Origin of the sequence: Saccharopolyspora aridisoli (assembly GCF_004348445.1) — a bacterium.
GTDB lineage: Bacteria > Actinomycetota > Actinomycetes > Mycobacteriales > Pseudonocardiaceae > Saccharopolyspora > Saccharopolyspora aridisoli.
The window spans coordinates 1-25717 of the sequence record NZ_SMKV01000029.1; the positions used below are offsets into that span (position 1 = coordinate 1).

The 25717-nt window shown below is 69.7% G+C and carries 21 protein-coding genes; 16 read left to right on the forward strand and 5 right to left on the reverse strand.

Annotated features, from left to right (window positions below; all coding sequences use genetic code 11):
• Window positions 1-128: 128 nt before the first annotated feature.
• Complete coding sequence (locus E1161_RS20165; RefSeq protein WP_165939884.1) at window positions 129-920, reverse strand: thioesterase family protein; 792 nt, start codon at window positions 918-920, stop codon at window positions 129-131.
• A 133-nt stretch (window positions 921-1053) separates the two neighbouring features.
• Here E1161_RS20165 and E1161_RS20170 point away from each other — a divergent pair, with 133 nt between their 5' ends.
• The gene (locus E1161_RS20170; protein WP_132625614.1) at window positions 1054-2232 is read left to right on the forward strand and encodes an LLM class flavin-dependent oxidoreductase; all 1179 of its coding nucleotides are present in this window, start codon (window positions 1054-1056) and stop codon (window positions 2230-2232) included.
• A gap of 60 nt (window positions 2233-2292) precedes the next feature.
• Here E1161_RS20170 and tkt read toward each other — a convergent pair whose 3' ends face one another.
• The 3 genes from tkt to hxlA all read right to left on the reverse strand — a co-directional run bounded on the left by tkt (window position 2293) and on the right by hxlA (window position 5448).
• On the reverse strand, window positions 2293-4416 hold the full coding sequence (tkt, locus tag E1161_RS20175) for a transketolase (protein ID WP_207920315.1): 2124 nt from the start codon (window positions 4414-4416) through the stop codon (window positions 2293-2295).
• A gap of 66 nt (window positions 4417-4482) precedes the next feature.
• A complete protein-coding gene (locus E1161_RS20180; RefSeq protein WP_132625616.1) occupies window positions 4483-4749 on the reverse strand; it encodes a hypothetical protein in 267 nt (88 codons plus the stop codon).
• Window positions 4750-4821: 72 nt separating this feature from the next.
• Window positions 4822-5448, reverse strand: a complete 627-nt coding sequence (gene hxlA / locus E1161_RS27310) for a 3-hexulose-6-phosphate synthase (protein ID WP_165939885.1) — start codon at window positions 5446-5448, stop codon at window positions 4822-4824.
• A 487-nt stretch (window positions 5449-5935) separates the two neighbouring features.
• On the opposite strand from hxlA, the gene hxlB reads away from it, so the two are divergent.
• The 15 genes from hxlB (at window position 5936) to E1161_RS20255 (ending at window position 22882) form a co-directional block, all read left to right on the forward strand.
• On the forward strand, window positions 5936-6541 hold the full coding sequence (hxlB, locus tag E1161_RS20190; RefSeq protein WP_132625620.1) for a 6-phospho-3-hexuloisomerase: 606 nt from the start codon (window positions 5936-5938) through the stop codon (window positions 6539-6541).
• Between the two features lie 45 nt (window positions 6542-6586).
• Window positions 6587-7567 (forward strand): class II fructose-bisphosphatase, encoded by a 981-nt coding sequence (gene glpX / locus E1161_RS20195; RefSeq protein WP_132625622.1) that lies wholly within the window; start codon window positions 6587-6589, stop codon window positions 7565-7567.
• Complete coding sequence (locus E1161_RS20200; RefSeq protein WP_132625624.1) at window positions 7564-8931, forward strand: ATP-dependent 6-phosphofructokinase; 1368 nt, start codon at window positions 7564-7566, stop codon at window positions 8929-8931. The genes glpX and E1161_RS20200 overlap by 4 nt, the downstream gene beginning before the upstream one ends.
• 269 nt (window positions 8932-9200) lie before the next feature.
• Entirely contained in the window at window positions 9201-10601 is a 1401-nt protein-coding gene (locus E1161_RS20205; protein WP_132625626.1) for a DNA-binding protein, read from the forward strand.
• Window positions 10602-10621: 20 nt separating this feature from the next.
• On the forward strand, window positions 10622-12841 hold the full coding sequence (gene katG, locus E1161_RS20210; RefSeq protein ID WP_132625628.1) for a catalase/peroxidase HPI: 2220 nt from the start codon (window positions 10622-10624) through the stop codon (window positions 12839-12841).
• A 500-nt stretch (window positions 12842-13341) separates the two neighbouring features.
• Complete coding sequence (locus tag E1161_RS20215; protein WP_132625630.1) at window positions 13342-13803, forward strand: MSMEG_3727 family PQQ-associated protein; 462 nt, start codon at window positions 13342-13344, stop codon at window positions 13801-13803.
• 14 nt (window positions 13804-13817) lie between these two features.
• Window positions 13818-15503 carry a PQQ-dependent dehydrogenase, methanol/ethanol family gene (locus E1161_RS20220; protein WP_132625632.1) on the forward strand — a complete coding sequence of 562 codons (1686 nt, stop codon included), beginning with the start codon at window positions 13818-13820 and terminating at the stop codon, window positions 15501-15503.
• A gap of 306 nt (window positions 15504-15809) precedes the next feature.
• A complete protein-coding gene (locus E1161_RS20225; RefSeq protein ID WP_165939886.1) occupies window positions 15810-16151 on the forward strand; it encodes a LytTR family DNA-binding domain-containing protein in 342 nt (113 codons plus the stop codon).
• Between the two features lie 386 nt (window positions 16152-16537).
• Window positions 16538-17515, forward strand: coding sequence for a class I fructose-bisphosphate aldolase (locus E1161_RS20230; protein ID WP_132625636.1), 978 nt, complete (start codon window positions 16538-16540; stop codon window positions 17513-17515).
• Between the two features lie 118 nt (window positions 17516-17633).
• Entirely contained in the window at window positions 17634-17858 is a 225-nt protein-coding gene (locus E1161_RS28160) for a hypothetical protein (protein ID WP_235875168.1), read from the forward strand.
• A 31-nt stretch (window positions 17859-17889) separates the two neighbouring features.
• Window positions 17890-18486, forward strand: coding sequence for a PaaX family transcriptional regulator C-terminal domain-containing protein (locus E1161_RS20235; RefSeq protein ID WP_235875169.1), 597 nt, complete (start codon window positions 17890-17892; stop codon window positions 18484-18486).
• Window positions 18487-18564: 78 nt separating this feature from the next.
• The gene (locus E1161_RS20240) at window positions 18565-20019 is read left to right on the forward strand and encodes a benzaldehyde dehydrogenase (protein ID WP_132625638.1); all 1455 of its coding nucleotides are present in this window, start codon (window positions 18565-18567) and stop codon (window positions 20017-20019) included.
• 18 nt (window positions 20020-20037) lie between these two features.
• A complete protein-coding gene (locus tag E1161_RS20245; protein WP_132625640.1) occupies window positions 20038-20874 on the forward strand; it encodes a p-hydroxycinnamoyl CoA hydratase/lyase in 837 nt (278 codons plus the stop codon).
• 23 nt (window positions 20875-20897) lie between these two features.
• Complete coding sequence (locus E1161_RS20250; protein WP_132625642.1) at window positions 20898-22391, forward strand: acyl-CoA synthetase; 1494 nt, start codon at window positions 20898-20900, stop codon at window positions 22389-22391.
• Complete coding sequence (locus E1161_RS20255; RefSeq protein WP_132625644.1) at window positions 22388-22882, forward strand: MarR family winged helix-turn-helix transcriptional regulator; 495 nt, start codon at window positions 22388-22390, stop codon at window positions 22880-22882. The genes E1161_RS20250 and E1161_RS20255 overlap by 4 nt, the downstream gene beginning before the upstream one ends.
• Before the next feature lie 9 nt (window positions 22883-22891).
• Here E1161_RS20255 and E1161_RS20260 read toward each other — a convergent pair whose 3' ends face one another.
• Window positions 22892-25702, reverse strand: a complete 2811-nt coding sequence (locus E1161_RS20260; protein WP_132625646.1) for a PQQ-dependent sugar dehydrogenase — start codon at window positions 25700-25702, stop codon at window positions 22892-22894.
• Window positions 25703-25717 lie beyond the last annotated feature (15 nt).

Sequence of the window (25717 nt, forward strand, 5' to 3'; positions counted from 1 at the left end):
AAGGTCCGCAAGGTCGAGATGCGCGAGGAAGCCCGCCGACTCCTCGACCTGTAGCAGGCGCGGACCCGGAAGCCCGCCGCACCCGCGTGAGGGATCGCTGCGGTGGTCCGGGAGCCATCGGGTGGTCGTTAGCGGTGGTTCAGGGCGTTTCCCGAGAGCGCGAGTTGGCGGCTCTGGGCGACCAGGCGGCCTCGGGCGTCGTAGACGGCCGCGTCCTCGTTGAACCAGCCGTCGGCGCTCAGCGCGTCGCAGCGGGTGTAGGTGGCGATCGGGCCGGGCGCGGGGAGTCCGCGCAGCTGGTAGGTCAGTTCGACGGTGGGGCACCAACCTCCGTGGCCCAGGCCGAACACAGTTGGCGGGAGCAGGTCGACGGCGACGATCAGCGACAGCGGGTCGAAGTCGGTGCCGTCGGTGAGCTGCATCCACCCGCGCACCTCGTCGCCGGAGGTCTCGCCGCGCAGGAATGCCGTGGAGCGCGGGTCGAGTCGCACGTCGATGTGGCCGAGCAGGTTCTCGGCCGGGGTGCGGTGCTCGTCGCACTCTTGGAACGGTGTGATCGGGGGCTGCTGGTGGGCTTCCCACGCGTGGGCGGCGTCGGAGATCTCGCCCGCCGTGACCGTGGCCTCGACGCAGGACTTGCCGTTCTGCACCATGCGGGCGTGCACCGTGGTGTACAGCCGCCCGCGCTTGACCGCTTCGGTGTGCAGCTCGACCGCACCGATCTCCGGTGAGCGCAGGAAGTGCGTGCTGACGGCCAGCGGATGGGTGCGGCAGGCGGTGGTGAGCGCGGCCTTGGTCAGCAGCGCCATCATGTACCCGCCGTGCGGGTTCTCCCCGAGCGACCACTCGGTGTCCAATGTGGACTCGTAGACCCCGTCGCGGAGCCCTGCCGTGGTCGTCGCCTCGGTGAAGGAACCCATGCCGGGCAGGTTACCTGCTCGAACGAGTTTCGGAATGCATCTCGACCCGTGGCGGATTCCGGCTTGCAAACGATCATCCGATGATGTGACCTGGGTTACGGACTCGGGTTGATCGCGGACGAAGGAGACGGTCATGAGCAGGTTGCGGTTCGGGGTCTTCCTCGCCCCCTTCCACCCGGCCGGGCAGAACCCGACGCTGGCCATGCAGCGCGACCTCCGGCTGATGGAGCACCTCGACCACCTCGGGTTCGACGAGGCGTGGATCGGCGAGCACCACTCCGCGGGCAGCGAGATCATCGCCTCGCCGGAGATCTTCATCGCCGCCGCCGCCGAGCGCACCCGCAACATCAGGTTCGGCACCGGCGTGACCTCCGTCAGCTACCACAACCCGCTTTGGGTGGCCGACCGTATGGTCATGCTCGACCACCTGACCCGGGGTCGTTCGATGCTCGGCGTGGGCCCCGGCTCGCTGCCCACCGACTCGGCGATGATCGGGCTCACCCCGACCGACACGCGCGAACTGCTCGACATCAACTTCGACATCATCATGCGGCTGCTGGCGGGGGAAGCAGTCACCGAGCACACCCCGACGCACAAGCTGATCGACGCCCGGATCCAGCTGCGGCCCTACACCGAGCCCCGCTTCGACGTCGCCGTGGCCGCGGTCGCCTCGCCGACCGGCCCGCGGCTGGCCGGTCGTCACGGTGCCGGGCTGCTGTCCATCGGCGCCACGCTCACCCAGGAGGGGTTCGACGCGCTGGCGCATCACTGGAGCGTGGTCGAGGAGCGGGCCTCTCACTTCGGGCAACCTGCGCCGGATCGGTCCGGGTGGCGACTGGTCGGGCTCATGCACATCGCTGAAACCCGGGAGCAGGCGTACAAGGACGTCGAGCACGGCATAGAGCAGTGGTTCACCTACTTCCAGAAGGTGGCCGCGTTCCCTCAGATGGCCGTGGACGGCTCGAACATCCGCGAGATGATCGACTTCATCAACGAGGCCGGCATCGGCGCCATCGGAACGCCGGAGGACGCCCGCGCGCAGGTGCAGCGCCTCGCCGACCAGTCCGGCGGCTTCGGCGCGATGCTGCTGCTGGCCCACGAATGGGCCAACCCCGAGGCCACGAAGCGCTCCTACGAACTCATCGCGCAGGACGTCCTGCCGCACTTCCAGGGACCCGGCATCAGCCACCACGAGTCGACCGTGCGCGCCAAGCAGCGCGCCAGCGACACCCGCAACGATCATGCCCAGCAGCAGTTGGCGGCCGTGGAGCACATGACGGAGAAGTACGCCAAGGAAGTCGCCGACAGCTGACCGGAGACCGGTCACCGATGGCCCGGTCGCCGCGTGCCAACGCCCGGACGAGCGGGCCGATCAGCCCGCCCGGAGCGCGTTCAGCGAGCGCCGCGCCGCGGTCGTGACCGCTTCGGCCGTGATGCCGAACTCGGCGTACAGCGTCTGGTGGTCGGCCGAGGCGCCGAAGTGCTCCAGCGAGACGATCTCGCCGGCGTCCCCGACGAAGCGGTGCCACGACTGGGCAACGCCGGCCTCCACCGCGACCCTCGCCCGCACCGAAGGGGGCAGCACGGACCGGCGGTAGGACTCGTCCTGCGCGTCGAACCACTCCACGCACGGCATCGACACCACGCGCGTCGGAATTCCCGCGGCCTCCAGGGACTTCCTGGCCGCCACGGCCAGCTGCACCTCCGACCCGGTCGCGATCAGCAGCACCTCGGGACTGCCGGACGAGGCCTCGGCGAGCACGTAACCGCCGCGGGCGACGCCATGCGGGTCCGTGCCTTCCAGCGTCGGCACCCCCTGGCGGGTCAGCGCCAGACCGGCGGGACCGCTGGGGTTCTCCAGCACGGTCTTCCACGCCGCCGCGGTCTCGTTGGCGTCGGCCGGGCGCACGACCGCCAGATCGGGGATCGCGCGCAGGCTCGCCAGGTGCTCGACCGGCTGGTGCGTCGGGCCGTCCTCGCCGAGTCCGATCGAGTCGTGCGTCCACACGTAGATCACCGGCAGCCGCATCAGCGCCGCCAACCGGACCGCAGGTCGCATGTAGTCGCTGAAGACCATGAAAGTCCCGCCGTAGGGCCGGGTTCCGCCGTGCAGCGCGATGCCGTTGAGGATCGAGCCCATCGCGTGCTCGCGGACGCCGAAGTGCAGCGTCCGCCCGTAGGGCTGGGCGCTCCACGTGCTGGTGGAGATGCTCTCCGGACCGAACGAGTCCGCGCCCTTCATCGTCGTGTTGTTGCTCTCCGCCAGGTCGGCGGAACCGCCCCACAGCTCGGGGAGCGCCTCGGCCAGGGACGCCAGCACCTCCGCCGACGCCTTGCGGGTCGCGAGCCCCTTCTCGTCGGGCTCCCAGCTGGGCAGCCCGTCGGCCCACCCGGCGGGCAGCTCGCGGGCCAGCATCCGGTCCAGCAGCGCCTTGCGCCGCGGGTTCCCGGCCGCCCACGTGTCGAAGGCGATCTGCCACTTCTCGCGGGCGGCCCTGCCGCGCTCGGCGACCGCGCGGGTGTGGTCGAGCACCTCGTCGTCGACCTGGAACGACCTCTCGGGGTCGAAGCCCAGCAGCGACTTGACCTCGGCCAGCTCCTCGGCGCCCAGAGCCGCGCCGTGGGCTTTGCCGGTGTTCATCTTGGTCGGTGCCGGGTAGCCGATGACCGTGCGCAGCACGACGAGGCTCGGTCGTCCGGTGTCGGCGCGAGCGGCCTGCAAGGCGTCGAGGATGCCGGTGACGCACTCGCCGCCGTCGACGGTGACGACGTGCCAGCCGTAGGACTCGTAGCGCTTGGCGGTGTCCTCCGACAGCGCGATCCTCGTGTCGTCCTCGATGGAGATGTCGTTGGCGTCGTAGATGACCGTGAGGTTGCCCAGCTGCTGCGTGCCGGCCAGCGAGGACGCCTCGGAGGTCACGCCCTCCTCGATGTCGCCGTCGGAGGCGATCACGTAGATGTGGTGGTCGAAAACGCTGTCGCCGGGCGCGGTTTCGGGATCCAGCAGGCCGCGCTCGCGGCGGGCGGCCATCGCCATGCCGACCGCGTTGGCCAGTCCCTGGCCCAACGGTCCGGTCGTGGTCTCCACGCCTGAGGTGTGGCCGTGCTCCGGGTGGCCCGGGGTCAGCGAGCCCCAGGTCCGCAGCGCCTTGAGGTCGTCGAGCTCCAGGCCGTAGCCCGACAGGAACAGCTGCACGTACAGCGTGAGGCTGGAATGGCCCGCCGAGAGCACGAAGCGGTCGCGGCCGAGCCAGTTCGCGTCGTTCGGATCGTGTCGCATGACGTGCTGGAACAGCGCGTACGCGACCGGTGCCAGGCTCATGGCGGTGCCCGGGTGCCCGCTCCCGCACCTCTCCACGGCGTCGGCGGCCAGCACCCGCGCGGTGTCGATGGCGCGGCGGTCCAGGTCGGTCCAGTCGTCGGGCAGGTGGGCGGTGGTCAACCGGTCGAGCTCGTCGCTCACCCGGTAGTGGGCGGTGTGCTGGTTCGCGATCATGGACGCGCACTCCTGGTGCTCTCGGTGTTGACGGGGGCAGCGATCTCCCGCGGAAGACCGTGGCGGTCAGGCAGGCCACATCCGCGAGAGCTCGGGATGGTCGTCATCGAGGAGGCGGTGCGCCAGCGCGATCGCCTCGTCCCGGTCGATCTGGTGGAGGGCCGGTTCGGACCTGGCGACGCCCTCCAGGACGTTGGCCAGCGCTTCGGCCGCGTTCGGGGACGTGCTGCCGTCGCTGCCGCGCACGTGGCGCCGCCGCATCACCGCCGCGGCGTCCAGCAGCAGTTTGCGCTGGGCCTCGCGCAGGTCCGCATCGCTGTTGGAGCTTCTCATGTCACTTCCCCCTCCTTCGCCGGACATACGGCCGGGAGGGCTCGCAGCCCCGCCCGGCCGTGCCGTGACCCGTCAGCGGATGAGGCTCTTGAGGTTCTTCGCGGCCGCGGCCGGGTCCTTCGCGCTGTAGATCGCGCCTCCGGCGACCGCGACGGTCGCCCCGGAGTCCTGCACCGAGGCGATGGATTCGGCCTTGATGCCACCGGCGATGGAGAACGGGACGCCTGCCTGCTTTCCGTCGTCGAGCAGGGTCTGGATCGTGTAGCCGGGCTTGGCCTGCTCGTCGAGCCCGGCGTGGATCTCCACGAACGACACGCCCATCTTCGACACCTCGCGGATGCGGGTCACCCGGTCGGCCACCACGGTGATCATGTCGGCGACGACGTCCTTGCCGTGCTTGCGACCGGCGGCGACCGCCCCGCGCACGGTGTCGTCATCGGCGGCGCCCATCACGGTGACCAGGTCGGCACCCGCGGCGAAGGCGAGGTCGGCCTCCAGCTCACCGGCATCGGCGGTCTTCATGTCGGCGAAGACCAGCTTGTCCGGGTGCGCGGCCTTGATCGCCTTGATCGCGTCGAGCCCCTCGGCCTTGATCAGCGGCGTGCCCAGCTCGAGGATGTCCACGTGGTCGGCGGTCTGGCGAGCCAGGGTCAGCGCGTCTTCGAGGGTGGCGACGTCCAGTGCTACCTGCAGCTTCACGGCAATCTCCTCAAATCGTGGTGCTCGGCGGATTCCAGATTTCCCGATCGGTTCCGCGCTTCGGTCCGCGAGTCGGGAACGAGCAACGGCCTGTGACAGTGCACCGATCTCCGCGCGCCGGTCAACTGCGCCGGAACGAACGGATGCCACGGCGGAACAAACGGCCGGAACGCCCTTCCAGATGGCAAATCCTGGAGTGCGTCGAGGTCGGGCGGAATGGTGATCTACAGTCCGCTGACGAGCACGAACGGCCGTTTGAGCGGATTTCACGGCCGTTCGTTCCGCGCGGGTGCCTGTTCGTGACCGCTCTGTTGACCGGTTCTGGGCATCCGTGCAGTCTCTCAACCGCAGAATGCGTCCCGAAATGCGACTGCGGAAACCGCGGATTCGCGACGAGGGCGGAATCCAGGAATGGGAAAGCGCGATTTCACCATCGCGGATGAGCCTGGAGTTCTTCGACGAACGCAGCAGTGGGGAGTGGCTCGAGATGACCGGAACGGACACCGCTGACCAGAACATCGGCGACAGGCTGAACCCGCCGCACTTCAGCTACGCGACGCTGGCGATCAGCGGCGAGGTGGACCGAGTGCGTCGGGACGTCCAGCCCGCGGCTTGGGCCCGCGCCGGCGCGATGCTGCTCAACGCGACGGCGGTCTTCACCGTCGGCGGCGGGCGCAGTGGACTGGCCCTGCAGATGGCCGCGATGCGCTTCATGCACCTCGGGCTCTCCGCGCACGTCGTGGGGGAGACGACCGCGCCGGCGATCGGCGCCGGTGACGTCCTGGTCGCCGCGTCCGGATCCGGCACCACCTCCCGCGTGGTGCGGGCCGCTGAAACCGCGCGCGAGCAGGGAGCGAACGTCATCGCGTTGACCACCGCGCCCGACTCGCCGCTGGCCAAGCTCGCGACCGAGGTGCTGGTCATCCCCGCCGCCGACAAGCAGGACTTCGAGGGCAAGGCGTCCGAGCAGTACGCGGGGAGCCTGTTCGAGCAGTCCGTGCTGCTGCTCAGCGACGCGCTGTTCCACGCGCTGTGGCGGTCCAGCGGAGTGCAGGCCCGCGACTTGTGGCGCCTGCACGCGAATCTGGAGTGACCGGGACCGGAAATGCAGGCAGGCAACCGAACCGAGGAGCCCGAGATGCACCGGACCGCACCGCGAACCCGCACCGACGTCCGCACCCTGGAGGCGATCGCGCTGGCCGCCACGCACAGCGCGGCGATCGCCAGCCACGCCTGGGTGGGGCGGCACGACAAGAACGCCGCGGACGCAGCGGCGACCGAGGCCATGCGCCAGGTGCTCGCCGACGCCCCCGGCAGGGGCACGGTCGTCATCGGTGAAGGCCAGAAGGACGAGGCTCCGATGCTCTACAACGGCGAGACCGTGGGCAACGGGTGCGGCCCGGACTTCGACATCGCCGTGGACCCGCTCGAAGGCACCTCGTTCTGCGCCAAGAACCACCCGGGCGCGATGGCCACCATCGCCTTCGCCGAGCCCGGGACGCTCTGGTCGCCCGGCCCCGGCTTCTACATGGACAAGATCGTGGTCCCGCCGCAGGCGAAGGGCGTCGTCGACCTCGCCGACACGCCCGAGCGGACCTTGGCCAACGTCGCCCACGCCCTCGGAAAACCGGTCAACCGGCTGCGCGTGGTCGTCATGGACAAGCCTCGCCACCAGGAGCTGATCGCGCGACTGCTGCGAGCCGGAGCCTCCGTGCACACCCCGGCCGAAGGCGATGTCGGCGGCAGTCTCGAAGTGCTGCTGCCGACCGGCGATGCCGATCTGCTGCTCGGCATCGGCGGCACGCCCGAGGGCGTGATGACCGCCGCCGCGGTCCGCGCGCTGGGCGGTGACATGCTCGGCCGCCTCGCCCCGCAGCGCGAGGAGGAAGCGGCCGCCATCCGCGCGGCGGGCATGGACGTCGACCGCGTCTACACCTGCGACGAGCTCGTTGGCGGGGACTCGCTGTTCGTCGCCACCGGCGTCACCGGCGGGTCGCTGCTGAACCGTCCGCGGGAGTCCGAGGGCGCCGTGCTCGCGGAGTCGATGCTGATCTCACGCGGCCAGGTGCGCCGCATCTCGCACACCAGCGCGCGTCCGGTGAGGGGTGGGATCCGATGACGCTGCACCTGGACGACTTGCGCGTTCGCCACCTCGGCGAGTGCCGCTACGACTCACCGCTGTCCGCGATGCTCGCCGCCAAGCGGACCTCTCCGCACTACGTGGCCGAAGGCGACCGGGTCCTGCTGGAGGACACCGTGTCCATGCTCGCCGAGCACGGCCTCAGCCCGCACGACCTGCCGAGCTTCGAGGCCGCAGGTCCGCGCCGCAAGATCTACTTCGACCCGGCGCGGGTCACCGCCGGCATCGTCACCTGCGGTGGGCTGTGCCCCGGGCTCAACGACGTCATCCGCGGCCTGGTGCAGGAACTGACCGTGCAGTACGACGTCAAGCGCATCGTGGGCTTCCGCAACGGACTTCGGGGCCTGACCGCCCGGCACCGCGACGACACCATCGAGCTGACGCCCGACCGCGTGCGCGACATCCACAACGCGGGCGGCACCATCCTGGGCAGCTCGCGAGGAGCGCAGGACGCCGAGGAGATGGTCGACAGCCTCCTGCTGCGCGGCATCAACGTCCTGTTCGTCATCGGCGGGGACGGGGGCATGAACGCCGCGACGAACTTGGCCGCGGCGATCCGGGCACGAGGTCTGGACATCGCCGTCATCGGCGTGCCCAAGACGATCGACAACGACCTGCCCTACACCGACCAGTCCTTCGGGTTCCAGAGCGCTTTCGCGCAGGCGGCCAACTTCATCTCCTCGGTCTCCATCGAGGCCGCGGCCAGCCCGGACGGGATCGGCATCGTGAAGCTGATGGGACGGCATTCCGGGTTCATCGCCTGCTACGCCTCGCTGGCCCGCAACGCGGCGGACATCGTCCTCATCCCGGAGGTCCCCTTCGCCCTGGAGGGCGAGGACGGGTTGCTGGCCCGGGTCGAGCGGCACGTCCGGTCGAAGGGCTTCGTGGTCATCGTCGTCGCCGAAGGAGCGGGGCAGGACCTGCTCGCCGAGCGCGGCCTGCTGGAGGGCAATGCCACCGACGCCTCCGGGAACGCCAAGCTCGGCGACATCGGAGGGCTGCTCCGGGAGACCATCACCGCTCACCTGACGGCGGCCGGGCTGGCGCCGACGGTGCGCTACATCGATCCCAGCTACGCCATCCGCAGCGTGACCGCCAACGCCTACGACAGCGTCTACTGCCTGCGCCTGGCGCACGCCGCGGTGCACGCGGCCATGGCCGGTCGCACGGAGACCGCGGTGGTGCGCTGGCGGCGGCGGTTCGTGCACGTGCCGATGCCGCTGATCATCAGCCACCGCAACCAGGTCGATCCGGACGGTGACCTGTGGATGTCGGTGCTCGAAGCGACCGGCCACCTCGTCCACGACCCGGCACCGCACCGCCCGCTGCTCGTCGAGAGGTGATCTGGACCACCGCTGGTTGTCGCCGGGCTGCCGCTCGTGCGCCGTTCGCCAGCGGTCGTCGCGTTCTGCTTGCCCCCGAAATCTCGCACGACGTAGCTTTCGGCCCGAGGTCGTGAAGGCCGGAGCGCGAGACCCTCAAACGCCCATTCGCCGTTCGCGACGTGCTCCCAACAAGCCAGCGGTCCGTGCGCGACACGGTTCGTCCCGGTGCGTGGTTCCCACGTCCGCACTCGTTCCGGGTTGGTGAGAAGACCAAAGGCGGTCCCCAGATGGTAGACATGCACCGGCTCGACCTCCCGGCCCGCAAACCGCGCAAGCCGACGGTGTACGAGGCGTGGGAGCGCTTCGTGCGGGGTGAGGACGACGTCCACGGCGTGCGGCCGGAGGTGGCGATGTCCTGGCACCGCTGCCGGGACCAGTACGCCGTCGACCCCGCGCTCACCGAGGCCCCGGTCGCCACGGCCGACGTCGACCACGCGCTGGAGCACGACGTGGTGTTCGCCGAGCTGGGTTTTCGCGCGGCCTCGGTCGTGGACGAGGTGAGCAACATGGGTGGCGTCGTGACGGTCGCCGACGCCTCCGGCCGGGTGCTGGCCGAATGGGGTGACAGGGCCACGCGCTCCTTCGCCGCCAAGGCCAACCTGGCGCCCTGGTACTGCTGGTCGGAGTGCGCCACCGGCACCAACGGCATGGGAACCGCGCTGGAGACGACTTCCCCCGTGGTGATCAGGGGCGCGGAGCACTGGTGCCAGGCTTTCCACGACTGGACCTGCGCTGGCGTGGCGGTGCGGGACGTGGTGACCAAGGAACCGGTCGCGGTCCTCAACATCTCCTGCTGGCGCAGCGAGCTCCCCAAGGTTGCGGGTGCGTGGTTGAGCAACGCCGCCAGCAGGACGCAGTTCATGCTCCGCCGTCGTGCCCGCGATGCCGGTGCCGAGCTGGTCGCGGCCTACAACCACGCGCGCTCGCGTTCGGGCGCTTCGGTGGCGGCCCTGGATCCCGCCGGCCGCGTGGTGATCGCCGATGACAAGGCGAGCGTGCTGCTCGGCGTGCCGAGCTCGACGCCTGCGCCCGACCCGGCGGTGCGGTGGAACCCGAGGCTCCCGGATCTGATCCGAGCCGCGCGGTACGCCGCCAAGCAGGCGTCCCACAACCCCGCTTGGGTCGGGTCCACGCAGGTCTTCACCCACCTCGCCGACGATCCGACGCCGATCAGCTTCCGGCCGGTGTTCCTGTCCGGGAACCTGGTCGGGACCCTGGTGTCGTTCGGCCTCTCCGAGGGTGAGCAGCTGCCGCGCGCGGACTGCGGGGGAGGTGCCCACGGCCAGGGCCAGGCGCCGCGGATCGTCGCGACCAGGGAGAACCGGATGGTGCTGCTGCGCCCGCCTGAGGTCTCGTTCGCCGAGTCGGAGGGCAACGACGTCTGGTTGTCCACCGACCAGGGTCGCCTGCGCGCGGCGACGCCGGCCCTGGACAAGCTGGAACGAGAGCTGAGTGGCAGCGGATTCCTCCGAGTGCACCGGCAGTACGTGGTGAACCTCGACCGCGTCCGGGAGGTCGAGCGCGGTTTCAAGGGCGAACTGGCTCTGGTGATGGACGGCCAGGCGAACGCGATGGTGCCCGTGTCCCGGCGGAACGCTCCGGCGGTGCGGCGCGAGCTGGGTATCTGAGTTCACCGAGGGAGGTTCCGATGCCGGAGAACCCGGATGCGGTGGCGGTCAGGAGGAACTACGACCAGAGCGTGCGGCGGCGCGTTGAACGCGTCCGCAACCATCCGGCGGCGGGTGGGGACAACCGCGACTGGTGGCCGGGTCGGCTGGACCTGACGATCTTGGCCAAGCATCACCCCGCGGCCAACCCCCTGGGCCCGGATTTCGACTACCCGGCCGAGTTCGCGAAGGTCGATCTGGACGCGCTGGCCCGCGATGTCGACGAGGTCCTGACGACCTCGCAGGAGTGGTGGCCTGCCGATTTCGGGCACTACGGGCCGCTGGTGCTGCGCATGGCCTGGCACTGCGCGGGCACTTATCGCCTCGGCGACGGCCGAGGCGGGGCCAGGACGGGGATGCAGCGCTTCGCGCCGACCAACAGCTGGCCGGACAACCGGAACCTGGACAAGGCCCGGCGGTTGTTGTGGCCGGTCAAGCAGAAGTACGGCCGCAGCATCTCCTGGGCCGACCTCATGGTCTTCGCCGGCAACCGCGCGTTGGAGTCCATGGGGTTCACGACGCTGGGTTTCGCGGGTGGACGCGAAGACGTGTGGGAGTCCGAAGCCGACGTCTACTGGGGTCCGGAGCGCGCCTGGCTCGCGGATGAGCGCCACACCGGTGTGCGAGATCTTCAAGAGCCCCTCGCAGCGGACGAGATGGGCTTGATCTACGTCGATCCGCAGGGTCCGTCGACGCTGCCGGATCCGATCGCGGCGGGCCGTGCGATCCGGGAGTCGTTCCGGCGGATGGGGATGAACGACGAGGAGACCGTCGCGCTCATCGTCGGCGGGCACACCTTCGGGAAGACCCACGGCGCCGCCGACCTGGACCACCTGGCAGCCGAACCCGAGGGTGCGGGTTTGGAGGAACAAGGGCTGGGCTGGAACAACAGCTACGGAACCGGCAAGGGCCCGGATGCGATCACGACGGGGTTGGAGGGGATCTGGACGCCCACCCCGACCAGCTGGGACAACTCGTTCCTGGAGACCCTCTTCGCCTACGAGTGGGACGTCGTGCTCAGCCCAGCCGGACTCTGGCAGTGGGTGCCGAGCGGGGACCAGGGTCACGGCACGGCCCCGGATCCCCACGACCCGATGAAGCGGCGCACGCCGACGATGCTCACCACCGACCTCGCGTTGCAGGAAGACCCCGGCTACGGGCCGATCGCCCGACGGTTCCTCGCCCGCCCCGACGAACTCGCCGACACCTTCGCGCGAGCGTGGTTCAAGCTCACCCACATCGACATGGGGCCCCGCCACAACTACTTGGGACCGCTGGTTCCGGCGGAACGGATGATCTGGCAGGACCCGGTGCCCGAGGTCGACCACGAACTCGTCGACGACACCGACATCGCCGACCTCAAGAACCGCATCTCGGCCAGCGGGATCCCGATCCCGCAGCTGGTGTTCACCGCGTGGGCCTCCGCGTCCACCTACCGCGACAGCGACAAGCGCGGCGGCTCCGACGGAGCTCGCATCCGCCTCGAACCCCAACGCCGCTGGGACGTCAACGACCCTGGCACCACCGGTCCGGTGCTGGCCGCGCTGGAGGGCATCCAGCAGGAGTTCAACGCCGAACAGGCTGGGGAGAAACGGGTTTCGCTCGCCGACCTCATCGTGCTCGCCGGCTGCGCAGCGGTGGAACGCGCCGCCAGCGGTGTCCGGGTTCCGTTCACCCCCGGACGCGCCGACGCCACCCAGGAGTGGACGGACGTCGAATCCTTGGCCGCGATCGAACCCGCAGCGGACGGCTTCCGCAACTACGTCAGCGCGAAACCGCAGCTGCCGGCCGAACACCTGCTGATCGATAGGGCGAACCAGTTGAGGTTGAGCGCACCCGAGATGACCGCGCTCATCGGTGGACTCCGCGTGCTCGGCGCCAACCACCGCAGCACACCGGTGGGAGTGCTCACCACGCGACCGGGCGAGTTGACCAACGACTTCTTCACCAACCTCCTCGACATGAACGTCGACTGGGCACCGAGGTCGGTCACGCGGGGCATCGCCACCACCTTCGAAGGTCGTGACCGCGAAACCGGAAAACCCCGGTGGACGGCCAGCCGGGTCGACCTCGTCTTCGGTTGGCACTCCGAATTGCGCGCCCTCGCGGAGATGTACGCGGCCGAGCCGGACACGTTCTCGCGCGTATTCGTGTCGGCCTGGGACAAGGTCATGAACCTGGGCCGATCGGAAATGCGGTGACGTCGTCGCTCGCATTCGGCGGCATTTCAGGAGGTGTGAGGATCGCCGACCCGAAAGCGCTTTCTGCCCGGTGGAAATCCGGCGGTGAATCGATTCTCCCGGGCGGGTTCTCCCACTGCGGAACTGGCCTCGCGAGCGCTGGTCACCGGTGCCTCGTCGGGGCCCAACTCCGTTGGGCGGTAGTCGATTCCGCGCGAGCGGTGCAGGGTCACCGGTTAGCGGTCAACTCTTCCGAATTCGTTGTGCGACCCGTAAAATCGATGAGTATCACAGGGTGAATCGAAAAGCACACTCGGGCCTGGCGATCACATTCCGAGTCGCCGTTGACCGGGCCGATGAGTACCTGTGGCGGGGAACGCTGCTTCAGCTCGCCGAGCTCCACTGGTAGTTGCTGATCCTCGTCTCCCGCCGTTGCGGCGACCGTGCTCGCGCATTCCGCGAGCACATCGGCGTGGCGTGAGTGATCCGGAATCGGGATTCGAACGAGGAGGTGAGGTCCAATGACGTCAACCCAAGAACGTGAAGACCTTCTGAGTGAACTCGGCTTGGACGCGCAGAACAGCGCGGCCATCGGTCGCGTGCTGGGGACCGGCAACATCTTGCGGGCCACCGAGCGGGCCGACGGCACGATGGAGGCGACCATCCGGATCAGGGAAGACGAGATCTGCTGGGACCCGGCGATTCTCGTGCTCCCGCACGGTGGTGACGTCGAGCTGACGATCATCAACGACGACAAGAACACGCACGCTTGCCTGCTCCCGAGCAACGGCGACAAGAAGTTCATCTGGCTGCTGAACCACTCGAAGGGTCGGGCGAAGCTCAACCTGGATGGCCCCGGCTACTACTGGTACAGCTCCCCGGGCGGGAATGACGAGGGCCGCGGTCTGACCGCCGCCATCGTGGTGCTCGGCGAGGTGCCGCCGGAAGCCCGTCTCGACCGTCCCGACCAGCCGCGCCGGTAGAAAGGATCGAACTGATGACAGTCGAATACGTTGACGCCGGTGACGCGATCGACCACGGAGCGCTGAGCGCCGTTTCCGGCACCGCTCCGGCCGTCACCGACAACATCGACTACGAGCGCATCCTCAACGCGCGTTCGGAATCGCACAACTGGATCACCTACTACGGCGACTACGACGGCAAGCGGTACAGCCTGCTGGACCAGATCAACACCGAGAACGTCAAGCGTCTCGGGCCGGCCTGGATCTTCCAGGCGGGAACCTCCGGGCAGATCGCCGGTGCCTCGACCTACGCTTTCGAGACCTGTCCGCTGGTCGTGGACGGCGTCATGTACGTGACCGGCTGGGACGGCTGGTTCTGGGCCCTGGACGCCAAGACCGGTGAGCAGCTGTGGCGCTACAAGCACGCCGTTCCCTTCGACGTCTCGCTGTGCTGCGGCAACGTCAACCGCGGTTCCGCGGTGGCCAACGGCAAGGTCTACTTCGTGACCCCGAACGCCCACCTGCTCGCGCTGGACGCGGCCACGGGCAAGAAGGTCTGGGAGAAGACCATCGGTGACGTCCGCGCGGGCGAGAGCGCCTCGCTGGCCCCGCTGGTCATCAAGGACACGATCATCACCGGCAGCGCCGGTGGCGAGTTCGGCGTGCGCGGGCACATCGACTGCTGGGACCTGGAGACCGGTGAGCAGCGCTGGCGCTGCTACACCGTGCCCAAGCCCGGTGAGCCGGGTTCGGAGACCTGGCCGGCCGACGGCGAGGCGTGGGCGCGCGGCGGTGCGAACCACTGGGTCACCGGAACCTACGACCCCGATACGAACCTGTACTACGCGGGAACCGGCAACCCGGCACCCGACTTCGACGGCGCGGTGCGCGAGGGCGACAACCTCTACACCGACAGCGTCGTCGCGGTGGACGTCGACACCGGCCAGATCCGGTGGCATTACCAGTTCACCCCGCACGACCTGTGGGACTACGACTCCACGATGGAGATGACCCTGTTCGAGAGGGACGGGAAGAAGCTCCTCGGGCACTTCGACAAGAACGGCTACTTCTTCGTGCTCGACCGCACCAACGGCGAGTTGCAGCACGTGACGCCGTTCGTCGACCGGATCGACTGGGGCACCATCACCCGCGACGGCAAGGTGACCCCGCGCAAGTACCCGGACAAGGAAGGCGAGCCCGTCCACTTCTACCCCGGCCCGGCCGGTGCGAAGGAGTGGACGCACGCCGCCTACAGCCCGCGCACCGACATGTTCTACGTGCCGGTCGCCGACGTGGGTGCGACCGCGACCAGGCGTCGTCGCGAGTTCAAGGAAGGCATGCCGTACTGGGGCGCCGCCGTCCAGGTCGACATCGACAACATGGCCGGGTCGGTCAGCGCGTTCGACTCCCACGGGGAGGAGAAGTGGCGCTGGCGCAACCCGCACCCGATGGCCTCCTCGGTGCTGGCGACCGCCGGTGACGTGGTGTTCGCCGGTACGCCGACGGGCGAGTTCCTGGCCCTAGACGCCCGGACCGGCGAGGAGCTGTGGAAGTTCCAGTGCGGGAGCGGCCACCACGGCAGCCCCATGACCTACTCGGTCGACGGCAAGCAGTACGTCGCCGTACCGGTCGGCTGGGGTGGCTGGCTGGAGGGCATCATCCCCGGCATGCTCGGCGCAGGCCACGGCAGCGCGCTGATCGTGTTCGCGCTGCCGGACTGACCGGCAGGCAGGAGTGACGACCGCACCGCGATCGGCGGTGCGGCGGGGTGAAGCAGGAGACCTCCGGTCGGGGGCGAGCGCACCGACGCCCGCACCACCCGACCGGAGGTCTTCTTCCTCGCCTCGCGCCTAGTTCATCAGGTGAGGAACGGGCCGGCGGACGGAACGCATCGACCGTCCGCCGAAACCCGTTGGTACATCTTGGTACATCGCGGGAACACCGTTGATCGGGCAGGTCCGGGCAGCGCGTCCTGGACGGGGTCAGACGAGCGAGTGGCTTCCGGAACACTGCAACGGGAGGATGCGTTGGGTGAGACGCGACGTGTTGTCGGGATCAGAGGGGACCGGCAGGTCCTGTTCGACATCGCCGAGGTGATCGTGGCCGAATCCGTCGGGAGGGCCGTCTGGCTGAGAACCGATCTCGGACGTTTCCGTTGCGCGACGGACGGAATCGACAACATCGACGACAAGTACGCGGCCTGCGGATTCGTGCGAGTTCACCGGAGCTACCTGGTGAACCTCAACCGCGTCCGCGAAGTGACGCGAAAGGACGGTGGCGAACTCGAACTCACCGTCGAGAACTACGGATGGGTCGTGCCGGTCTCGCGCCGGCGCGCGAAGTTCGTCACCGAAGCCCTCGGGCTCTAGCGCCAGGCGAACTCCGTCCTCTGCTGCTGCACCCGTTCTCAACCACGGCTGGCTCCGTCCACATGCGACATGGAGCGCCGTGATGCGGAACGGGTGCATTCGCGCGTCGGCGGTGATGCCCCCGTGTGCAAAAACTTTGGAAAACAAGCTGTTTTTGTCGACGGGTGAAGAATACGCGTGCCAGCGGCATCGTGCAATGGAATTGATCTGGTCGATCCGTCCGGAAGGTGTTGACAACCGTTCGTGCCACGGGTTCGCCGCTTCGTGCTCGGCGCGTTGACCGGGACTTCGGATCCGTGCAGCCTTGCGATTCGGGCACATCTCATGACGGCACCGGATGCCGTACGAAGGGTTTTCGCGCGGCGCGCTAGGAGGCGAAGCGGAACATGGCTACCTTGAAGGAAATCGCTCACACCATGGTTTCCAACCGGCGAGGAGTGCTCGCCGCGGATGAGAGCATCGCCACGATGTCCTCCCGGTTGGAAGGCGTCGGAGTGGCTCCGAGCGACGAGAACCGGCGAACCTACCGCGAATTGATCGTCACCACTCCCGATCTGGCCGATTCGATCAGCGGGATCATCCTGGCCGACGACACCCTGCGCCAGGAGCTGTCGGACGGGCGCACCTTCCCCGCGGCCCTCGCGGACATGGGCATCCTGGCCGGCATCAAGGTCGACACCGGGGCCAAGCCGCTGGCCGGGGCCGACGGCGAGAAGGTCACCGAGGGACTCGACGGCCTGCGCGACCGCGTCGCCGAGTACGTGAGGCTCGGCGCGACCTTCGCCAAGTGGCGCGCCGTGATCACCATCGGTGACGGACTTCCCTCCGAGCGCTCGATCCGCGCGAACGTGCACGGGCTCGCGCGCTACGCCGGACTCTGCCAGGAAGGCGGGCTGGTGCCGATCGTGGAGCCCGAGGTCCTGATGGACGGCGACCACAGCCTCGCCCGGTGCCAGCAGGTGACGCGGGTGGTGCTCCGGGCGTTGTTCGACGAGCTAGCCCTGATGCAGGTGCGGCTCGACGGCATGGTCCTCAAGCCCAACATGGTGGTCGCCGGCAAGGAATGCGCGCAGCAGCCCGGAGTCGAGGAGGTCGCGCAGACCACAGTGGACACCTTGCGGGAGGTGGTTCCGCCGGAGGTGCCCGGAATCGCGTTCCTCTCCGGCGGGCAGAGCCCGGAGCTGGCGACCCGCCATCTCGGCGCCATGCAGAACTGCGGTCCGCTGCCCTGGGAGCTGACCTACTCGTTCGGGCGCGCGCTGGTCGCCCCCGCGCTGGAGACCTGGCGCGGCGACGCGAGCCGGTGGCAGGCAGCTCAGCGGGCGCTGTTGGTCCGAGCCGTCGCGAACGCCGCGGCCCGCTGACCCACCCGAGGGCGCGGGGTGCCGTGCTCCACGGCACCCCGCTTTGCGGTGACTCCGGGGCCCGCCGGTGACCGGGCTCAGCATTCCCGCATGGCCACCTCCGCGGTGACGAGTGCCCGTGGTGCCGGGGCGCCGCCAGACCCAGCGGGTGCTCGGCGCGCTGCTCGGCGATGACTGGTTCGGGCGGCCGGAGCACCTGCCCTCGGCCGCGCTGGCCAAGGTCCTCGGTGAGTTCGGGGTCGCCGAGCAGGCGGCGCGGGCCGCGATCCGCCGCGGGCGGTGGGAGCGTCGCGCAGCGGGCGGACCACGTCCTGCGGTGTGCCCGCGCGCACCTGCGAGGTGATCATCTCGCCGCCCTCTACGACGGCATGTGGGTGACGCCGCGCGACCTCGCAGTGGACGCGGGCGAGGCGATCGCGGAGCTGTCGGTCGCGCGCCACCGTCCTGCGGGCGTCGGAGATAGAGGTTGGTGGCGCCCGTCTGTGGCGTTCGCCCTGGAGCCGCTGGCGCGGGATTACCGGGATTCGCTGCGCTGCGAGCCGCTGCGCGCGCACCTGTCGGCCGGTCCGGTGGGGCCGGCCGAGGCGCTGCGCGCCCGCACCGAACTGCGGGGCGACTGGCGGGCGTTGCCCGAGCGCGACCCGGATCTGCCCGCCGAGCTGCCTTCGTGGGGACTGGCCATGCGCCGGAGGCCAGCGGGTGTTCTCGGAGGCCTGCGACAGCCTCGCCCGCTGGCGGAGCTCCAATCGCGGCAGGTGCTGGCCACCGCGGACCCCGAGCTCGCGGAGCTCGCCTCGCATCACGACAGCGCGCGGATCGCGCAGCTGCACGCCGAGTTCGGCGGCTCCCGGGTGCGCGGCGACCCCTCGTTCGAAGAAGCAGTGCGGGCAAGGCGTTCGGGCGAGGCGCAACGCGCCGATCGTGCCCCCGCGACCCCCTCGGCTCGAGTGCTCCAGATCACATCGCCTTGAAACCGAGGGGATCGCTGGAGCACGATCGGCCACAACAATCAGGGAACCTGATGATTATGTTGTGCGAAGGGGGTTCCGGTGGCACTTCTCGAGGCCTCGACCTGGGAGGGCAAGCTCTTCACCGGTCGGTGGAGCGGAGGTTCGGCCGGGGTGGGCGAAGTTCGGGAACCGGCCACCTCGGCGGTGCTGGGCTGCGTCGGACTGGCCGCACCCGGTGACGTCACCGCCGCCGTGGAGCGCGCCACCCGCGCGCAGCGGGACTGGGCGGCGACACCCCCGGCCCAGCGCGCGGCCGTGCTCCGCCGCGCAGCGGCTCTGCTGACCGAGCACGCCGGTGAGATCACCGAGTGGATCGTGCGCGAGTCCGGTTCGGTCCGGATCAAGGCCGGGATCGAGATCGAAGGCGCGGCGGGGGAGTGCACCGAATCGGCCGCGCTGACCTCGGCTCCCTACGGCGAACTCCTGCCCGATGGCGCGCGGCTCAGCGTGCAGCGCCGGGTTCCGGCCGGTGTCGTCGGCGTGATCTCGCCGTTCAACTTCCCGCTGCTGCTGTCGATGCGATCGGTGGCACCCGCGCTGGCGCTCGGCAACGCCGTCGTGGTCAAACCCGACGCGCGCACGGCCGTGTGCGGTGGCGTGGTCATCGCCCGCGTCTTCGAGGAAGCCGGTCTGCCCGAAGGGGTGCTGCAGGTGCTGCCCGGCGGAGCGGACTCCGGTGCCGCGCTGGTCGACGACCCGCGAGTGCCGATCATCTCCTTCACCGGATCCACCCGGGCCGGGCGCTCCGTCGGTGCCCGCGCCGGTGAGCTGCTCAAGCGCGCGCACCTGGAGCTCGGCGGGAACAGCGCGCTGATCGTCTGCGAGGACGCCGATCTCGACGCCGCCGCGTCCTGCGGGGCGTTCGGGAGCTTCCTGCACCAAGGCCAGATTTGCATGGCCACCGGCCGCCACCTCGTGCACCACTCGCTCTACGACCGCTACGTCGAGAAGCTCGCCGAGAAGGCGGAAGCGCTGCCCGTCGGGGACCCGTTCACCGAAGACGTCGTGCTCGGCCCGATCATCGACGACGGCCAGCTCGCCCACGTCACCGATCTCGTCGACCGCAGCGTGGTCGCCGGTGCCCGGCTGGTCGCCGGTGGCAAGGCGAGCGGCCCGTTCTTCCGGCCGACCGTCCTCGCCGACTGCCACCCCGGCATCCCCGCCTACGTCGAGGAGGTATTCGGCCCGGTCGCGAGCGTCCGACCGTTCGACACCGCCGATGAGGCCGCCGAGATGGCCGCCGACTCCGAGTACGGGCTCAGCCTCGGCATCATCACCTCCGACACCGCCGCCGGCCTCGCGCTGGCCGACCGCGTTCCCACCGGCCTCGTCCACATCAACGACCAAACCGTCAACGACGATCCCGCCGTCCCGTTCGGGGGCGTCGGAGCTTCCGGCATCGGCCGCGTCGGCGGTGCGCGGGCCAACGTCGAGGCGTTCACCGAGACGCAGTGGATCACCGTCCGGTCCGAAGCCGCTCACCACCCGTTCTGATTTCCAGCGAGGAGCACCATGTCTTCTGAAACCCCCTGGGGGGACACCGTTCTCGTCGACTTCGACGAGGGCATCGCGTGGGTGACGCTCAACCGGCCCGAGAAGCGCAACGCGATGAACCCGACGCTCAACGACGAGATGGTCCGCACCCTCGACGCCCTCGAAGGCGACCCGCGCTGCAAGGTCCTGGTGCTCACCGGAGCGGGCGAGTCCTGGTCGGCAGGCATGGACCTCAAGGAGTACTTCCGCGAGGTCGACGACTCCGGTGATCCGGCGTTGCAGATCCGGGTGCGCAGGGCGAGCGCGGAGTGGCAGTGGAAGCGGTTGGCCAACTGGTCCAAGCCGACCATCGCGATGGTCAACGGCTGGTGCTTCGGTGGTGCCTTCACCCCGCTGGTGGCCTGTGACCTGGCCATCTCCGACGAGCAGGCCAAGTACGGCCTGTCCGAGATCAACTGGGGGATCCCGCCCGGCGGCGTGGTCACCCGGGCGCTGGCCGCGGCCGTCAGCCAGCGCGACGCGCTGTACTTCATCATGACCGGCGAGACGTTCGACGGCCGCCGCGCCGCCGAGATGCGCCTGGTCAACGAGGCGGTTCCGGCTGACCGGCTGCGCGAGCGCACTCGCGAGCTCGCGCTCAAGCTCGCCGCGATGAACCCGGTGGTGCTGCGCACGGCGAAGGTCGGCTACAAGGTCTCGCGCGACATGCCGTGGGAGCACGCCGAGGACTACCTCTACGCCAAGCTGGAGCAGTCCCAGTTCCTCGACGAGGCCAACGGCCGGGAGAAGGGGATGACCCAGTTCCTGGACGAGAAGTCATACCGGCCAGGGCTTTCCGCCTACTCCAACGACTGAGCTGCCCAGCGGGAGGCTGCGCGATGCGTGACGAGGGACTGGGGTCCTGGCCGGTGCGACGAGCCCGGATGACCCCGCACCGGGTGGCGCTGGTCCACGGCGATCGCCAGGACACCTACGCCGAGCTGGCGCGGCGCACCGCCGCGCTCGCGCGAGGCCTGCGCGCCCTCGGTGTGCGGCGCGGTGACCGGGTCGGCTACCTCGGCCCGAACCACCCCGCTTACCTGGAAGCGCTGTTCGCCGCGGCCTCCCTCGGAGCGGTGTTCGTCCCGGTCAACACCAGGCTGGCGGTGCCCGAACTCGCGCACGTGCTGACCGACGCGGGAGTGTCGGTGCTGGTTCACGCCGCGTCGGCGGGTGCGTCCGTCGACGCGGCGGGGACACCGGTGCTGCGGGAACGCCTCGTGATCGACGAAGACCCCTACGAGACGTTGGCCGGCGGCGCCGGCGAGCCCGTCGACGAACCCGTCGGGCTCGACGACCCGTGCCTGATCATGTACACCTCGGGCAGCACGGGCCGTCCCAAGGGGGCTGTGCTCAGCCACGGGAACCTGACGTGGAACTGCGTCAACGTGCTGGTCGAGTCCGACCTGTCCGGCTCCGAGGTCGCCCTCGTGGCCGCACCGCTGTTCCACACCGCGGCGCTCGGGATGACCTGCCTGCCAACGCTCCTCAAGGGTGGCACCGCAGTGCTCATGAGTTCCTTCGACCCGGCCGAGGCGCTGGAACTGATCGCACGACACCAGGTTTCGCTGCTGTTCGGCGTGCCCGCGATGTACGACGCGATCAGCGCTCGGCCGGAGTGGGCGAGTGCGGACCTCTCCAGCGTGCGCACCCTGCTGTGCGGCGGATCGCCGGTTCCGGAGGCCACGATCCGCCGATACCTGGACCGGGGCCTGACGTTCGTCCAGGGCTACGGGATGACCGAGACCTCGCCGGGCGCGCTGATCCTCGATCCCGGAGCGGTGCGTGAGAAGGCGGGTTCGGCGGGCGTGCCGTCGTTCTTCACCGATGTCCGGGTCGTCGACCGCGCCGGTCAGGTGGTCGCGGCGGGCGAGCCGGGCGAGATCGTGGTGCGCGGCCCGAACGTCATGCTCGGCTACTGGAACCGGCCCGAGGCCACCGACGAGGCGCTGGCGGGCGGCTGGATGCACTCCGGCGACGTGGCCACCGTCGACGACGAAGGCTACTTCACCGTCGTCGACAGGATCCGGGACGTGATCATCTCGGGTGGGGAGAACATCTACCCGGCCGAGGTGGAGGCCGCGCTCTACGAGCATCCGGCCGTCGAGCTGTGCACCGTCGTCGGCGTGCCCGACCCGAAGTGGGGCGAGGTCCCGCGGGCCGTGGTGGTCCTGCGCGCAGGAGCGCAGGTCACCGGCGAGGAGGTCCAGGAGCACCTGCGGGGCCGCCTCGCCGGCTACAAGGTCCCCAAGCAGGTGGAGTTCTGGGACGACCTGCCGCGCACGGGTTCCGGGAAGGTCCAGAAGGCGTCAGTGCGGGAGCGTTTGGCATGACACCCGAGCGCGCCACCGCGAACGTGCGCGATGATGTGTCGGTGACCAGCCACGACAACGCCGAACCGCGCACCCTCTACCTCGTCAAGCGCCTGGAGCTGGCGATCCGGGCGCGGATGGACGAGGCGCTGCGCCCGCACGGTCTGACCACCTTGCAGTTCACGGCGCTCACCGCGCTGCGGCATCGCGACGGCCTCAGCTCCGCCCAGCTCGCCCGCCGCTCGTTCGTCACCCCGCAGACCATGAACGAGATGGTGCGCTGGCTGGAGGATCGCGGGCACATCGAGCGCCACCGCGATCCCGACAACCGGCGGGTGCTGCTGATCTCGCTCACCGAATCCGGGCGCGAGGTCCTGCAGCGCTGCGACCCCCTGATCGAGGCGATCGAGGACGAGGTGCTCGGCGCGATCCCCGAAGCCCACCGAGCCGCGTTCCGGCAGAGCCTCATCGCCGGCTACACGGCGCTGAGCGGTCACGAGGAGACCACCTGAGCAGGCGGGTCAGTACCGCCTGTCGATGACCGAGTTGTTGGAGGCGTGCCAGCGGATGAAGCCGTGCTGGAAGTTGTTCTGCCTGCCCCCGGCGACCGAGAACTCGCCGGTCGTCGGATAACCCAGGTACGAACGCTCCCAGCCCAGCGCCACCCACCGCTCGCGGATTCGGCCGTACACCTCGTGCGCTCCTGTCTGCGGCGTCCAGTAGATCGAGCCGGCCTTGCTGAAGTGGTTGTAGCGCCCCACCTGGTCCGGCGTGATCGACTCGTCGGTTGTCGGGTAGCCGACAGGCCCTGCCTCCCAGCCGATCCGGCTCCACTTGTCGCGGATCGCGCCCCAGATGCCGTGGGCTCCTGTCTGGGGCGTCCAGTAGATCGAGGACGCCTTGCTGAAGTGGTTGAAGCGGCCGATCCGGTCGGGCGTGGCGGTTTCGTCGGTGGTGGGGTAGCCGATGGGACCGGCTTCCCAGCCGAGCCTGCTCCACTGCTCGCGGATCGCGCCCCACACGGCGTGCGACGCGGTTTGCGGCGTCCAGTAGATCGACGCGCCCAGTGCGAAGTGGTTGTACCGGCCGACCTGGTCCGGTGTGGCCGTCTCGTCGGTCGTCGGGGCCCCGAAGAAGGCGTGCCCGCCGCGTTCGAGGTACTTGGCGAGGTTGCCGCCGTGCACCTCGTGCACACCGGTTCCCGAGCTCCAGTACAGCCTGCCGTTCTGGTAGGTCCGGTAGTGCACCGGGCCGTCGGTGATCTCCGGTCCCGTCGGCGCGCCCAGCAGCGTGCGCAACCCCGGATCGGAGTCGTAGCGCTGGTCGATCGCGGACCGGTACTCGGCGTTGAAGGTCTCGTCGGCTGGCCCCATCGTGACGAGCCTGGAGCGCGCGGTCGGCCCGTCGGTCCACCTCGTGAACGTCGACCCGCCGTCGGTGGCCGTCTCGGCCGCCAGCACGTCGAGCTCCGCGCCCTCGGTGACCAGCGCCGAGCTGGCCCCGCCTTCGGTGGGGATCTGCAGCACCGCGGGGATGTTGCTGGTCAGGGTCAGCAGGTGCTCGCGGGGCAGTGCGGTGTAGGTCTTCGACGACGACACGCCCTCGGAATCGGTCGCGGTGGCGGTGAACGTCATCCGCGCGTCCGGGTGCGTGGTAAACGCGGTGTCGAAGACCGGGCCTTGCGCGCCGGGGCCAGGGTGGTCGTGGCAAGTCGTCTCCTCGGCGCAGTGCACGACCGAACTCGTCCACTTCACTTCCAGCGGGCCGTTCTCGGCATCGGTGGCGTCGGCCGAGAGGTTGATCGGGTCGTCGACCGCGAAGTCCGCTTGCGCGGGCGGCGTCAGCGTCAGCTCCGGCGAGTGGTTGGAGGGGACGACCACGATGTCGACCTGGTCGGAGGCGCCGAGCGGGTCGCGCACCGTCAGCTTCGCGGTGAACCGCTCGGTTCCGGGCGCGTAGGTGTGCGTGGTGCGCACCCCGGTCGCGGTGGTGCCGTCGCCGAAGTCCCAGTCGTAGCGCAGGGCGTCGCCGTCGAAGTCCATCGAGCCCGAACCGTCGAAGGTGACCGTTCGGGTGGCCGGGTCGCTCGTGGTGGTGGCGGCCGCGACCGGCGGGTTGTTGGCCGCGGTGTAGCTGAGCCTGCGCAGCGATCCGCTGTAGATGTCGGCGTAGACGATGTCGCCGTTGGGCGCCGCCTCGAACTTCACCGGGCCGCCGATGTCGGTTCCCAGCGGTGGGCTCTGCGGTCGCTGCACCAGTGCGCCCTGGGCGTCGAGCCGCAGCGTCCAGAGCTTGCGCTGGCTGTAGTCGCCGAAGAAGTACGCGCCTCGGTAGGACTCCGGGTAGCTCTCGCCCTGGTAGATGATGCCGCCGGTGACGCTGTTGCCCTCGTCGACGCCGCTGCCGTGGTGGTACTCCCACACCGGGGGAGTGTTGGCGACGTTGGCGCACTCCGGCCGGTCGGTGTACCCGGGTGCCGGGTGGTTCCCCTCCCAGCACGGCCACTTGTAGTTCTGGCCGGGGCGCACGAAGTCGACCTCTTCCCACGTGCCGTAGCCGACGTCGCCGACGATCGGCGTCCCGGTGGACGGGTCGATCGAGAGCCGGAACGGGCTGCGGAAACCGCTGGCGTAGACGCGGCTTCGCCACGACGACGGGTTCGACGACTGGTAGAAGGGGTTGCTGGCCACCCCGCGGCCGTCGGGCGTGATGTGCACGATCTTGCCCGCCGGCGAGTCCAGGTTGAAGGTCTGGAACGCCGCGGCGTCGGTGAACCGGTAGCTGGCCAGGTCGCCGATGGACACCCACAGCGTGCCGTCCGGCGCAGCGATGATGCCGGTGATGGCGTGCCCGTCGGAGAAGCTCTTGGTCTCGAAGATCACCCGCTCGTCGACGATCCGGGTCGGTTCCGGGCTGCCCTCGACCCTCCAGCTGGAGAGCCGCAGGAGGTGGCCGTCGGCGGCGTCCGGCACCGCGCGGGCGAGGTAGATCTGCCGGGACGTCTCGTAGTCGGGCGCGGCGGCGACGCCGACCAGTCCGAGGTCCTGCGCGGTGTCCACCGGCAGCGTCGCCAGCGTGTTGACCTTCCCGCCGGTCGACACCCAGGCGACCTTGCCCTGCTTGCCGGTGCTGAGCGCGCTGTTGTCGGGCAGGTAGGTGAAGTCGGTCAGGTCGAACGCGGCCTGTCCGCTCGGCTGGTCGCGGAACACGAAGCCCGGTGGCAGCACGGGAGCGGCGGCAGCTTCGGGAGGTGATGTCGCCGTCATCAACCCGGCTGCCATCGCGAGCACGCACAGCAGCGCGCTCGCAGCCGATCGTGTTCCGGTGATCATGGATGCCCACCCCAC

Bases quoted from the DNA above. Each gene is read 5' to 3' on its own strand.
- E1161_RS20165 (WP_165939884.1), bottom strand. From the start codon at position 920: ATGGGTTCCTTCACCGAGGCGACGACCACGGCAGGGCTCCGCGACGGG.
- E1161_RS20170 (WP_132625614.1), top strand. From the start codon at position 1,054: ATGAGCAGGTTGCGGTTCGGGGTCTTCCTCGCCCCCTTCCACCCGGCC.
- tkt (WP_207920315.1), bottom strand. From the start codon at position 4,416: ATGATCGCGAACCAGCACACCGCCCACTACCGGGTGAGCGACGAGCTC.
- E1161_RS20180 (WP_132625616.1), bottom strand. From the start codon at position 4,749: ATGAGAAGCTCCAACAGCGATGCGGACCTGCGCGAGGCCCAGCGCAAA.
- hxlB (WP_132625620.1), top strand. From the start codon at position 5,936: ATGACCGGAACGGACACCGCTGACCAGAACATCGGCGACAGGCTGAAC.
- glpX (WP_132625622.1), top strand. From the start codon at position 6,587: ATGCACCGGACCGCACCGCGAACCCGCACCGACGTCCGCACCCTGGAG.
- E1161_RS20200 (WP_132625624.1), top strand. From the start codon at position 7,564: ATGACGCTGCACCTGGACGACTTGCGCGTTCGCCACCTCGGCGAGTGC.
- E1161_RS20205 (WP_132625626.1), top strand. From the start codon at position 9,201: ATGGTAGACATGCACCGGCTCGACCTCCCGGCCCGCAAACCGCGCAAG.
- katG (WP_132625628.1), top strand. From the start codon at position 10,622: ATGCCGGAGAACCCGGATGCGGTGGCGGTCAGGAGGAACTACGACCAG.
- E1161_RS20215 (WP_132625630.1), top strand. From the start codon at position 13,342: ATGACGTCAACCCAAGAACGTGAAGACCTTCTGAGTGAACTCGGCTTG.
- E1161_RS20220 (WP_132625632.1), top strand. From the start codon at position 13,818: ATGACAGTCGAATACGTTGACGCCGGTGACGCGATCGACCACGGAGCG.
- E1161_RS20230 (WP_132625636.1), top strand. From the start codon at position 16,538: ATGGCTACCTTGAAGGAAATCGCTCACACCATGGTTTCCAACCGGCGA.
- E1161_RS20245 (WP_132625640.1), top strand. From the start codon at position 20,038: ATGTCTTCTGAAACCCCCTGGGGGGACACCGTTCTCGTCGACTTCGAC.
- E1161_RS20250 (WP_132625642.1), top strand. From the start codon at position 20,898: ATGCGTGACGAGGGACTGGGGTCCTGGCCGGTGCGACGAGCCCGGATG.
- E1161_RS20255 (WP_132625644.1), top strand. From the start codon at position 22,388: ATGACACCCGAGCGCGCCACCGCGAACGTGCGCGATGATGTGTCGGTG.
- E1161_RS20260 (WP_132625646.1), bottom strand. From the start codon at position 25,702: ATGATCACCGGAACACGATCGGCTGCGAGCGCGCTGCTGTGCGTGCTC.